General features: G+C 42.9%; 5 protein-coding genes and 2 pseudogenes. 3 read left to right on the forward strand and 4 right to left on the reverse strand.

Going from position 1 to position 13,698, the window contains the following annotated elements; translation table 11 throughout:
• Window positions 1–65: 65 nt before the first annotated feature.
• A complete protein-coding gene (locus tag PCY16_RS10595) occupies window positions 66–2,672 on the forward strand; it encodes a hypothetical protein (protein ID WP_301354558.1) in 2,607 nt (868 codons plus the stop codon).
• A gap of 686 nt (window positions 2,673–3,358) precedes the next feature.
• On the opposite strand, the pseudogene PCY16_RS10600 reads toward PCY16_RS10595, so the two are convergent.
• Together PCY16_RS10600 and PCY16_RS11250 are read right to left on the reverse strand one after the other, a co-directional pair.
• Window positions 3,359–5,929, reverse strand: a pseudogene (locus tag PCY16_RS10600) (accessory Sec-dependent serine-rich glycoprotein adhesin); the annotation flags it as partial.
• A 272-nt stretch (window positions 5,930–6,201) separates the two neighbouring features.
• A complete protein-coding gene (locus PCY16_RS11250) occupies window positions 6,202–6,360 on the reverse strand; it encodes an LPXTG cell wall anchor domain-containing protein (RefSeq protein WP_324250393.1) in 159 nt (52 codons plus the stop codon).
• On the opposite strand from PCY16_RS11250, the gene PCY16_RS11255 reads away from it, so the two are divergent.
• Window positions 6,341–8,014 (forward strand): hypothetical protein, encoded by a 1,674-nt coding sequence (locus tag PCY16_RS11255; protein WP_367317074.1) that lies wholly within the window; start codon window positions 6,341–6,343, stop codon window positions 8,012–8,014. The two genes, PCY16_RS11250 and PCY16_RS11255, sit on opposite strands and share 20 nt — an antisense overlap.
• A 561-nt stretch (window positions 8,015–8,575) precedes the next feature.
• The gene (locus PCY16_RS11260; RefSeq protein WP_324250394.1) at window positions 8,576–10,324 is read left to right on the forward strand and encodes a hypothetical protein; all 1,749 of its coding nucleotides are present in this window, start codon (window positions 8,576–8,578) and stop codon (window positions 10,322–10,324) included.
• Between the two features lie 1,394 nt (window positions 10,325–11,718).
• On the opposite strand, the pseudogene PCY16_RS11265 reads toward PCY16_RS11260, so the two are convergent.
• Window positions 11,719–11,958: pseudogene (locus tag PCY16_RS11265) on the reverse strand (accessory Sec-dependent serine-rich glycoprotein adhesin); the annotation flags it as partial.
• A 454-nt stretch (window positions 11,959–12,412) separates the two neighbouring features.
• Window positions 12,413–13,698, reverse strand: a 1,286-nt coding sequence (locus PCY16_RS10610) for a MucBP domain-containing protein (protein ID WP_301354559.1), incomplete at its 5' end; no start/stop codon positions are given.

Raw genomic sequence — 13,698 nt, forward strand, 5'->3', positions numbered from 1 at the left:
CAGAAGCACTCAATGAGCTTGACGTACTCAATGATTCTGACTCTGAAGTCGAGATTGAGGAACTTGTGCTCTGTGATTCACTCAATGATGCAGACTCACTAACTGAAATGGATTCACTTACTGACGCTGATTCGGAGTTTGAAGCAGACTGTGATTCTGAAACTAACGCACTATCTGAAGCGGATTCGGAGTTTGACACTGACTGTGACTCAGACACTGATGCACTTTCTGAAGCGGATTCGGAATTTGATACAGACTGTGACTCAGACACTGATGCACTTTCTGAAGCGGATTCGGAATTTGATACAGACTGTGATTCAGAGACTGATTCACTTACTGATGCTGACTCGGAGTTTGACACTGACTGCGACTCAGACACTGATGCACTTTCTGAAGCGGATTCGGAGTTTGACACTGACTGCGACTCAGAAACTGATGCACTTTCTGAAGCGGATTCGGAATTTGATACAGACTGCGACTCAGAAATTGACGCACTTAATGAAGCGGATTCGGAATTTGAGACTGATTGTGATTCTGAGACTGATTCACTTACAGATACTGACTCGGAATTTGATTCAGACTGTGATACCGATGTTGATTCACTTACTGACGCTGACTCGGACGTTGAAGCGGATTGTGATTCTGAAATTGATTCACTTACTGACGCTGATTCTGAGTTAGACACTGACTGTGACTCAGACACTGATGCACTCTCTGAAGCGGATTCGGAATTTGAAACCGATTGTGATGTCGACGTTGATTCACTCTCTGAAGCTGACCCTGAATTAGACACTGACTGTGATTCTGAAACGGAAGCACTTACTGAAGCAGAGACTGAATTTGATTCGGATTGTGAAGCTGATGTCGACTCGCTCTCTGAGGCTGACTCGGAGTTAGATACTGATTGTGATTCTGAAATTGACGCACTTACTGACGCTGACTCTGAGGTTGAAACAGACTGTGATTCTGAAACTGACGCACTTTCTGACGCTGACTCGGAATTAGACACTGATTGTGATTCAGACACAGACGCACTCTCTGATGCTGATTCTGAATTAGATACAGACTGCGACTCAGACACTGACGCACTTGAAGATGCTGATTCGGAGTTAGACACTGATTGTGATTCTGAAACTGACGCACTTTCTGACGCTGATTCTGAATTAGATACTGATTGTGATTCTGAAACTGATGCACTTTCTGACGCTGATTCTGAGTTTGAGACAGACTGTGATTCTGAGATTGATTCACTTACTGACGCTGACTCTGACGTTGAAGTAGACTGCGATTCTGAAACTGATGCACTTTCTGAAGCAGAGACTGAATTTGATTCGGATTGTGAAGCTGATGTCGACTCGCTCTCTGAGGCTGACTCGGAGTTAGATACTGATTGTGATTCTGAAATTGACGCACTTACTGACGCTGATTCTGAGTTAGAAACTGATTGTGACTCAGAAATTGACGCACTTAATGAAGCTGATTCGGAATTGGATACTGATTGTGATTCAGAAACTGACGCACTCTCGGAAGATGACTCGGAATTGGATACTGATTGTGATTCAGAAACTGATTCACTTTCTGATGCTGATTCTGAATTAGACACAGACTGTGACTCTGAGATTGAAGCACTTACTGAGGCACTTTCAGAGTTAGAAACCGATTGTGATGCTGAAATTGACTCACTTACTGACGCTGACTCGGAGTTTGAGACTGACTGTGACTCAGACACTAATGCACTTTCTGAAGCGGATTTGGAATTAGATACAGACTGTGATTCTGAGATTGATTCACTTACTGACACTGACTCTGACGTTGAAGCAGATTGTGATTCGCTTACTGATGCACTCTCTGACGCTGATTCTGAGGTTGAAGCAGACTGTGATTCAGAAACTGATGCACTCTCTGATGCTGATTCTGAATTAGACACTGATTGTGATTCGCTTACTGATGCACTTACTGATGCTGACTCGGAGTTTGAGACTGACTGTGATTCTGAAACTGATGCACTTTCTGAAGCTGATTCGGAATTTGAGACTGATTGTGATTCTGAAACTGACTCACTTACTGACGCTGACTCTGAGGTTGAAGCAGACTGTGATTCAGAAACTGACGCACTTTCTGACGCTGATTCGGAATTTGAGACAGATTGCGATGCCGATGTTGACTCACTTACTGACGCTGATTCTGAGTTTGAAACAGACTGTGAGTCTGAGACAGACGCACTTGTTGATGCAGACTCTGAATTAGACACTGATTGTGATTCGCTTACTGATGCACTTTCTGAGGCTGATTCGGAGTTTGAGACTGATTGCGATTCTGAAACTGACGCACTTTCTGAGGCTGACTCTGAGTTTGAAACAGACTGTGATTCTGAAACTGACGCACTTTCTGACGCTGACTCGAAATTTGATACAGATTGTGATTCGCTTACTGATGCACTCTCTGACGCTGATTCTGAATTAGATACAGATTGTGATTCTGACACAGACGAGCTTGTTGAAGCGGACTCACTCAAGGAACTTGAAACACTCGCTGACTTAACGGTACTCAAAGACACACTCGTTGAAGCGGACTCACTTTGTGAGACACTTGTCTTCAAGGACTCACTCAAGGAACTTGAAACACTCGCTGATTTCTCGGTACTCAAAGAAGCACTCGTTGAGGCTGACTGACTTTGAGAAACGCTAGTCTTCAAAGACTCACTCAAGGAACTTGAGACACTCGCTGACTTCACAGTACTCAAAGACGCACTTGTTGAAGCGGATTCACTTTGTGAAACGCTGGTCTTCAAGGACTCACTCAAGGAACTTGAGATACTCGCTGACTTCACAGTACTCAAAGACGCACTTGTTGAAGCGGATTCACTTTGTGATACGCTGGTCTTCAAGGACTCACTTAATGAACTTGAAACGCTCGCCGATTTCTCAGCACTCAAAGATGCACTTGTTGATGCGGATTGACTTTGTGAGAGGCTTGTCTTCAAGGACTCACTCAAGGAACTTGAAACGCTCTCAGATTTCACGGTACTCAAAGACGCACTTGTTGATGCGGATTGACTTTGTGAGAGGCTTGTCTTCAAGGACTCACTCAAGGAACTTGAGACACTCGCTGATTTCACGGCACTCAAAGATGCACTCGTTGAAGCGGATTGACTTCGAGATTGGCTGGTCTTCAAAGATTCACTCAAAGAACTTGAGACACTTTTTGAGGCTACCGTACTCAATGAAAGGCTAGTCGATGCAGACTGCTTAGCAGACTCACTTCGACTTTGAGAAATCGATTCCTGCTTAGACTGACTGGCACTTTGCGACACTGACTGGCTGTAATCACTATCCGACAATTTCACCGTCACAACATTGGTCGTACTGTCTTTATAAGTAATCGTTACCGTACCATCACTATTAACCGTATAAGACTTAATACGGTTGGCGACCTCTGGATTCAAGGCAGACACGGCCGCAATAATCTTACTCTTATCTGCGTCTGTTAGGGCAGTCAGGCTGGTCACCTGAATAGTGCTTGTCGGCGCCACACCCGGTGTACGATCTGCCAAGCGCCCCTGAGTAATACGAATTTCACCCAAGCCATTTGGACGGTTCATATTTGATGCATTGTCAATAGCAGCAACATTACGTTGCCATGTGTTGCGGTATGAATGATAAAGATCATCCTTCAAATGAATGGTCGTTGTGATGGTTGCAGGATTATCAGTCGTAGCTGTGATATCTCCCGTAATCGGTGCAATATTACCAGTTCCGTACTGGCTACTACCAAAGAAATTGCCGTTCAAGGCATTGTCATTCAAATCGGCTCTTGCAACGACTTTCATTTCTTTAAGCTTGCCACTGTCATCTGTAGCCGTGAAAGTCAAAACAGCATCATCACCAGCATAGAGGGTATAGTTTTTCCCACCACCTTCGAGAGGCGTTGACTTAGGTTCCACACCATCAACAGTCAACTTGGCCATCACTTCAGGACGCGTTCCGTCCGTTACAGCCACGGAATTGCTAGCATCTGAATACACCGCATAATCACCATACATGATGCGAGCTTTGGCTGTTACACCACCTGTTTGTAACTTAACAGTCGGCGTCACAATCGCTTGACCCGAAGCATCTGCCACTGCTGTCCCAACTTCGTCGTCATTATTGTATAGAACAACCGTTGATCCTGGCTCAGCCCCTGTCACCGTTACAGGCGTCTGTGTATAACCCTTATCCAATAATCTCGTTTCAACGGTTGGTGCTGGTAGGCGCTTCACTGGAGCAGTGACATCATTAGTGGTGTTATCTTTATAAGTAATGGTTACCACACCAGATGATGAAACGGAATAAGATTTAAAGTCCTTTGAAGTGGCAATATTTGGGTTAGCAGTCTTAAAAGCCTCCCAAACCTTATCTTTTTCAGCCTGAGCGAGACTACTTGTGTCATTAACAAAAGTACTCGTTGTCACCGCCGTAATCGGATTACGAATACCATCATTTTGCGGCAAAACCTGAATACGAAGCGTGCGTGTCACTGACTGCTTAGCCGTATTAGTCACTACAAAAGAAACATTATAAATTTTCCCAGGCGTTACGACCTCTGTCTGCCCAACAGTCCCCACAATATTAAAGGCCACTGCACTATTTTTCAATGCAGAGGTCTGAGGCACGTTAATCCCATTCACACGATCACTACCAGAAGCGTAGCCAATGCTTTTAATACTATTTCGTGTAGGAACGGTTTCAACAACATTATAAGCCTGATTGATATAGTCAGAGTTATAAACAGAAATCAAGGCATTGTTAGCTAGCCCTAAATTATACTGGGGTGCGCGGAGATTGCTATTAGCATCAATGCGAGAACCATTACGAGGATCACGCTGACCAGATGTCGCACGAAGAACTGCATTGGCAAGACTATTTCTAGCCTGACGAGCCTGAGTAATCGTAGAAGCCACATCACTGTCACGCTCAGCCAGACTGACACGAATGGCATTCAGGGCTTTATCTCCCTTGAGAATAGCAGCATCCGTATTTGGCAAATCGACAGCTTGAGCTTTATAGGTATAAATGTCTAAGGCTAAATCTTTGAGACGCTTTTCTTGTTCTAAACGCTCAGCATCAGCCACAACCGATGCAGCTAACAGACCCGTCGCTGTATCTGACAATTGGCGATTAGTTTGAACTTCGGATGTCAAAGAAGAGTTTAACAAAGCAGACTCCGAGCTGACAAGAGTCATCCCCACTTTAGAGTTGCTACTGCTATCACTCTTGCTAACTGACTGAACAGAGGCATTTGCGCTATGCTCTGAAGTTTTTCCAAGCACACTCTCAGACTGACTGTGAGCAGAAGAATCCGTCTGACTTACTGATTCCGATTTAGAAGCTAATGAAGCGGACAAGGAAGCAGAAAGCGAGGTACTCAATGACAAGGATGTCGATTTAGAAGCTAATTCAGAAGCAGACACCGATTGGCTGCGTGATAAAGACTCACTCAAAGAAGCCTCCGAAGTCTGACTTAACGCAGCTTCAGATGACTCTTGACTATTTACTTGGCTATCTTGAACACTGGACACAGACTCCGTATTTCCAAGAACAACGGAATCAGATGCAGCTAAGAGATCAGTCTTGGCTCCTGCTTCACTTTCCAAGATCGGCTGATCAGTCATTTCATCCGCATGAGTCACTTGAGTCGCAACAGAACCACCAAGCAAGGCCCCCGTTGCAAGCACTCCCTTAAGAAGTGTCTGACCTGAAAAAGCAGGTGCATCCACCTCTACCTGATGGCCAGCAACAGACGGTGTATCCACACCCCCTCTAAGCACCCTGAAAAGACCAAAATTCGACGTCGCCGCACGAAGCCAGTGCTTCCCTGACTTAACCAATTTAAAGCGTGTCACACGTTCGGTTTCACGATATTGACCTTCATTCCTTCTAAAAAACATATATACTCCATTTATTTTTAATTAAGACACTCCTTTAAATTTTATCATAAAATTAAGCAAAAAATCTCATTTCGAGATTGCTTTCTAGCGATTAATCACTTCTTTCGTCCCACTAAAAATACGATAATAATGGTAACCCTAAGACTTATTAAAACTATTTGTATTTTTAGAATATCAGACTAAAAAAATCCCCTACCAATTAGGAAATCACTCTAATCGATAGGGGATATTTGCTTATCTCGCTAGAAGATAATGATTAAACTTACTAAGACTTAGAAGTCTTCACTTTCTTCTTCATCTTTCTTACGTTTAGCAAGAAAGGCGAGACCTGTTGCAGTTGCTAAAGCACCCAAGACCATACCTAATGATGAGTCTTCCTCACCAGTCTTAGGAAGCGCTTGGCTACCACGTTTGTGCTTAGGATCTTTCACTTCAGAAGTTGATTCTGAGGCACTCAATGAGGCAGACACTGAAGCACTTGTTGAGGCAGAGGTTGAAAGACTTGCTGAAGCACTCAATGAGGTTGAAGCACTTGTACTTTCAGAGGCACTCAAGAATGCTGATGTAGAAGCTGACTCTGATACAGAAACTGATGCGCTTGCTGACGCTGACTCTGATACAGAAACTGATGCGCTCGCTGACGCTGACTCTGATGCAGATGTGCTTGCTGAGGCTGATGCAGACACACTTGCACTTTGTGATTCACTCAACGATACAGACTCACTTGCAGAAATCGAAGCACTTACTGAGGCTGATTGTGATTCACTCAATGATGCTGACTCTGATACAGAAACTGATGTTCTTGCTGACGCTGACACTGAAACAGATGCGCTTACTGAAGTTGAAGCTGATGCAGACAATGACTCAGATACACTTGCTGAGGTTGAAAGACTTGCTGATGTAGAAGCTGACTCTGATACAGAAACTGATGTGCTTACTGATGCTGAGGCAGAGACTGAAGCGGATGCGCTCGCTGACGCTGATGCTAATGCAGATTCAGATGCGCTTGCTGATTCTGAGACTGAGACTGAAGCGGATGTACTTGCTGATTCTGACGCAGAGAGTGAAGCGGAGGCACTTGCTGATTCTGACGCAGAGAGTGAAGCGGAGGCACTTGCTGACGCTGACTCTGATACAGAAACTGATGTGCTTACTGATGCTGAGGCAGAGACTGAAGCGGATGTGCTTGCTGACGCTGACTCAGATTCAGATACGCTTACTGAGGCTGACGCAGAGACTGAAGCGGATGCGCTCGCTGACGCTGACTCTGATGCAGAGACGCTTGATGATTCTGACTCTGATACAGAAACTGATGTGCTTGCTGACGCTGATGCTGATGCAGATTCAGATGCGCTTGCTGATTCTGAGACAGAGACTGAAGCGGATGTGCTTGCTGACGCTGACGCAGATGCTGATGTGCTTACTGAGACTGACGCAGATGCTGATGCAGATGTGCTTGTTGATTCTGACGCAGAGACTGATGCGGATGTGCTTGCTAACGCTGACGCAGATGCTGATGCAGATGTGCTTGCTGACGCTGACGCAGAGACTGATGCAGAGACGCTTGATGATTCTGACTCTGATACAGAAACTGATGTGCTCGCTGATTCTGATGCAGAGACACTCGCTGAGGCTGACGCAGAGACTGATGCAGAGACGCTTGATGATTCTGACTCTGATACAGAAACTGATGTGCTTGCTGACGCTGATGCTGATGCAGATTCAGATGCGCTTACTGATTCTGAGACAGAGACTGAAGCGGATGTACTTGCTGAGACTGACTCAGAGACTGATGCAGAGACTGAGTTTGAAACAGACTGTGATTCTGAGATAGAGGTACTTGTTGATGCAGACTCAGAATTTGAAACTGATTGTGATTCACTGATTGAAGCACTTACAGATGTACTTTCAGAACTAGATACTGATTGTGAGCCTGAAACAGATGAACTTAATGACGCTGACTCACTCAATGATGCTGAGTTAGATGTTGAAATCGATTCACTTGTTGAAATGAAGCTTGAAGCAGAGTTCGAAATAGACTCAACAGTTGAAATGATTGCAGAAATTGAAGCACTGAAGGCTTGAGACTGACTTTCAAATACGGAAGCACTCAAAGAGCTTGATGTACTTAATGATTCTGATTCAGAAGCCGAAACTGACGCACTTGTACTTCGAGATTCACTCAATGATGCTGACTCACTAGCTGAAATTGAAGCACTTACTGACGCTGATTCTGAGTTTGACACTGATTGTGATTCTGAAACTGATGCACTCTCTGATGCTGACTCTGAATTAGACACTGATTGTGATTCTGAAACTGATGCACTCTCTGATGCTGACTCTGAATTAGACACTGATTGTGATTCTGAAACTGACGCACTTACTGACGCTGACTCTGAGTTTGATACAGACTGTGATTCTGAAACTGATGCACTCTCTGATGCTGACTCGGAATTAGACACTGATTGTGATTCTGAAACTGACGCACTTACTGACGCTGACTCTGAATTTGAGACAGACTGTGATTCTGAAACTGAAGCACTTTCTAAAGCTGATTCTGAGTTAGACACTGATTGTGATTCTGAAACTGATTCACTTACTGATGCTAACTCTGAATTAGACACTGATTGTGATTCTGAAACTGATGTGCTTGCTGACGCTGATGCTGAGTTTGATACAGACTGTGATTCAGAAATTGATTCACTTACTGACGCTGATTCTGAGTTTGATACAGACTGTGATTCAGAAACTGACGCACTCTCTGATGCTGATTCTGAGTTAGACACTGATTGTGATTCACTTACTGACGCACTTTCTGACGCTGACTCTGAGTTTGATACAGACTGTGATTCAGAAATTGATTCACTTACTGACGCTGATTCTAAAGTTGAAGCGGATTGTGATTCTGATACAGAAGTACTTTCTGAGGCTGATTCTGAGTTTGATACTGATTGTGATTCTGAAATTGATTCACTTACTGACGCTGATGCTGAGTTTGATACAGACTGTGATTCAGAAATTGATTCACTTACTGACGCTGATGCTGAGTTTGATACAGACTGTGATTCAGAAACTGATGCACTCTCTGACGCTGATTCTGAGTTTGATACAGACTGTGATTCTGAGACAGACGCACTTGTTGATGCTGACTCGGAATTAGACACTGATTGTGATTCGCTTACTGATTCACTTTCTGAAGCTGAAACTGAATTTGACTCGGATTGTGACGCTGACGTTGATTCGCTCTCAGAGGTTGAAACTGAGTTTGATTCGGATTGTGACGCTGATGTCGATTCACTCTCTGAAGTTGAAACTGAGTTCGACTCGGATTGTGAAGCTGATGTTGATTCACTCTCTGAAGTTGAAACTGAGTTCGACTCGGATTGTGATGTTGACGTTGATTCACTTTCTGAAGTAGAAACTGAGTTTGACTCGGATTGCGATGCCGACGTCGATTCACTTTCTGAAGCTGAAACTGAATTTGATTCCAGCTGTGATGTGCTTACTGATGCACTTTCTGACGCTGAAACTGAGTTTGACTCGGATTGTGAAGCTGACGTTGACTCACTCTCTGAAGTAGAAACTGAATTTGACTCGGATTGTGATGTCGATGTTGATTCACTTTCTGAAGTAGAAACTGAGTTTGATTCGGATTGTGAAGCTGACGTTGATGCACTTTCTGAAGCTGAAACTGAATTTGACTCGGATTGTGACGCTGACGTTGATTCACTTTCTGAAGTTGAAACTGAGTTTGACTCGGATTGTGACATTGATGTCGACTCACTCTCTGAGGTAGAAACTGAATTCGATTCGGATTGTGACGCTGACGTTGATTCACTTTCTGAAGTAGAAACTGAGTTTGACTCGGATTGTGATGTCGATGTTGATTCACTTTCTGAAGTAGAAACTGAGTTTGACTCGGATTGTGATGCTGATGTTGATTCACTTTCTGAAGTAGAAACTGAGTTTGACTCAGATTGTGAAGCTGATGTTGACTCACTCTCTGAAGTCGAAACTGAGTTTGACTCGGATTGTGATGATGATGTTGATTCACTTTCTGAAGTTGAAACTGAGTTTGACTCAGATTGTGATGCTGAAATTGAGGCACTCTCTGAGGCTGACTCTGAGTTTGACTCAGATTGTGAAGCTGATGTCGATTCACTTTCTGAAGTTGAAACTGAGTTTGATTCGGATTGTGACGCTGATGTCGATTCACTTTCTGAAGTTGAAACTGAGTTTGATTCTGATTGTGAAGCTGATGTCGACGCACTTTCTGAAGCTGAGACTGAATTTGACTCTAACTGTGATGCGCTCACTGATGCACTTGTTGAGGCACTTTCAAAAAGACTTTCTGAAACACTCTCTGAAAGGGATGCTGATGCTTCCTCTGATTGAGAAAGAGAAGATGAGACAACCTCTGACTCAGATGCTGAAACTGATGCAGATTCTACCTTACTTGTTGATACAGATTGAGACTCTACTGTTGAAGTACTTTCTACGATGCTTTGAGATGTACTTAAAGATGCACTCGTTGTATCTGCTTCAGACTCTGACTCGATAACCTGACTACCATTAAAGAAATTAACGCTAGTCTTATCAGTCTTAGCTGCAAAAGGTGAGAATGTGAAGGATGTGTCATCACCAGTGATTTTAGCAGTCCAAGTCGATGTTAAGCCATAACCATTCTTGGCCTGAAAACCATTCATTTGGAAATTTTGTCCCCAACTGTAACCGCCATTATCCGTTGTTACTGGTGTTGTATAAGGTGAAGGTGTAGTTCTTTGAGTACCGTCTGAATTAGTAATATAAGTTGTTACACTTGTCGGAGGAGTAAGTCCTGTACCTAGAGTAAACATCTTTTGGAATGTTGTTCCAGTATTATAGATAGCATACCCAGAAGACAAGGCTGATGGTTTCTCAACAGTTGACGTTGCTGGATTATCATATGAGGTAGTGTAGACAAAAGTAAGGTTTGAGCCGTCATTTGTCACTTTCAATGTATAGTAAATTGGAACATTATAGTTTGAGTCTGTTCCAGTTCCTGTATAAACCTTAGTTTCACCAGTCGCTAGGTTAAGGTTTGAAGTGATAGCTGGTGTGCCATTCACTGTAGAGTTTCCATTGAAACCAGCATTTGTCAGCTTGGTCATCATGTTATCGACGGCATTACCAAGACGCTCACGCTGTTCCGCGTAAGCTGCGTTTGTTGCTGATGCTGCGATCAATGTCGTTGACTTAGTAACTTCTTCTTGAACGGTTGTAATAGCCGTTTGAATTTCAGCCTTAGCAGCTGTGTCTGTCAATTTTGCTTGGTAGTTTTTAGCAATATTAACAAGCAATTCTGCTTCTGAAACGTTTTGGTCCAAAACAGATTTTTCATCATCTTGACTTGCAGTTTCTGAAGCAACTGAGCTTGTTGAAGTTGCTGAATCAGAAGCTGATTCTGAGTTTGAACCACTTGTACTTTCAGTTTGTGATTGGCTATCAGAAGTTGAGTACTCCTTGCTGAGTGATGCAGATTCAGAGATAGCTTGTGACAATTCAGCAGAAATTGATTGAGACACAGATTGTGATACTGAAACTGATGCTTCTGTGCTTGCTTGAGCATCAACTGAAGAGCTTGTAGACTCTTGGCTTGTTGATGCTACTGCTGAAGTTTCAGAAGCTGGTGCTGCACTCAATACCACTGACTCAGAGTTGACCGCCACATCTTGATTAGCAGTTACTTGGCTTTCCAAAGCTGGTGTTGTCGTTTCTTCCGCTTGAGCAGTGTAAGTAGCTACTGCTCCTCCAGCCACTGCACCCGCTGTTGCAATTCCTTTAAGGAGAGATTGCCCTGAGAGAAGCGGTGTTTTCTCCTCGACACTCTGTGCTGAAACTGATGGTGCGTCTGCCCCACCTTTAACAACCTTGAAAAGTCCAAAGTTGGATGTCGCAGCACGAAGCCATTGCTTACCTGATTTAATCAATTTAAAACGAGTCACGCGATCAGTTTCGCGATATTCCCCTTCGTTCCTTCTAAAAAACATATCTACTCCATTCTTGTTTTATGAATTAAAACTTACCGATAAATTTTATCATAAAATTCTTGTAAGCTCTAATACAAACTCTTATTTCCCTCAAAAAAATTGCAAACGCTTTATGCTGTATAAATACTGAAAATACTTTTTTCATAGAATTTTCACCCACCTTACATTTTGTAAAATAAAACTTAAAGTTGTCTTAAAATTCAAAGTATACTTCTTCCACATCTAAGATTTTAGCTTACTAAACTAAGCCTTCACTCTCTAATACTAAGCCTAAATGAGACTTAGACTAACGTTTAAGACACCCTCTCTCATTTTCAAACACGACAAAAAGACACATCCCATATCGGAATGTGTCTTTTTTAGAACGAAGCTAATCGGCTTATTCTTACTTAAGAGTAGTTAGTTTTTATTAGGACTAGTCACTCATAAGTTTTAGGGGTAAGTCGAAGGAATATTATTCCTCAGTTTTTTTGCGTTTTGCCGCAAGTGCCAATCCAGATGCAGTTGCAAGCAATCCAAGAGCTGCTGTAGCTGCTACGTTAGACTCTTCACCAGTATTTGGCAATTGTGCCATTTCTTGTGCAGGTTTAACTGGAGTAGCCTTAGCTGGAGCTTTAGGAGCTGGATCAACTGGTTTACCTGGAGTTGGTTGTTCAGGTTTACCTGGAGTTGGCGTTACTGGTTTTTCTGGAGTTGTATCGACAAGTTTGTAAACGTAAGTTACGTTCTTATCGCCTTCGATAACTTTACCAGTTACTGGGTCAGTTGTAGTCAAGTGACCATCACCATCTACAGAACCTACTGGGTAGTTACCTTGTGGTACCAATTCGTAAACTTTACCATCAGCAGTAACAATTGTCTTAGGACGGTTATCAATTACTGTATCGTAATCTTTACCTACTGGTTGACCAAATTCATCTGTTACAGATTGTTTGATAGTGTTACCATTTTCATCCACATAGTGAACGTAAACATTACCCTTAGGTTGTGCTGGTTGTTCTTTAAGTTTGTAGATGTAAGTAACATCTTTACGTCCTTCGATAACTTTACCTGTTGTAGCGTCTGATGACTCAAGGTGACCTTGTCCATCAACTTTACCTACAGTGTAGTTACCTGCTGGTACCAATTCGTAAACTTTACCATCAGTTGTTGTGATAGTCTTAGGACGATTGTCTACTACTGTATCGTAGTCTTTATCGACTGGCTGATCTTTTTCATCAACAACTGAAGTCTTGATTGTCTTACCTTCAGTATCTTTATAGTGAACGTGAACGTCACCTTTCACTTCTTTGTAAACGTAAGTGATGATTGAACGTGGTTTTTCAACTTTACCTTTAGTTGGGTCAGATGATTCAAGGTGTCCATCGCCATCAACTTTACCTACTGGATAGTCACCTTTCGGTACGATCTTGTATGTCTTACCGTCTGGAGTCTTGATTGTCTTAGGTTTTTCACCTTCCTCAGTTGTGTTATATGGAGTATCATATGGTGAGTTTGGTGTGTCTTGACGAGGTTTCTTGATTTCTTTACCTTTTTCGTCTACGTAAGTGATGATTACGTCACCTTCTTTAGGTTTCGTTGGATCTTCTTTAAGTTTGTAGACGTAAGTTACGTTCTTATCGCCTTCGATAACTTTACCTGTTGTAGCGTCATCACCTGTCCAGTGACCTTGTTCGTCGACTTGACCTACTTTGTAGTTACCTGCTGGTACCAATTCGTATGTCTTACCTTCGAATTCGA

The sequence above is a fragment of the Streptococcus sp. SS4 genome, from assembly GCF_030440125.1.
In the GTDB taxonomy this organism is placed as follows: Bacteria; Bacillota; Bacilli; order Lactobacillales; family Streptococcaceae; genus Streptococcus.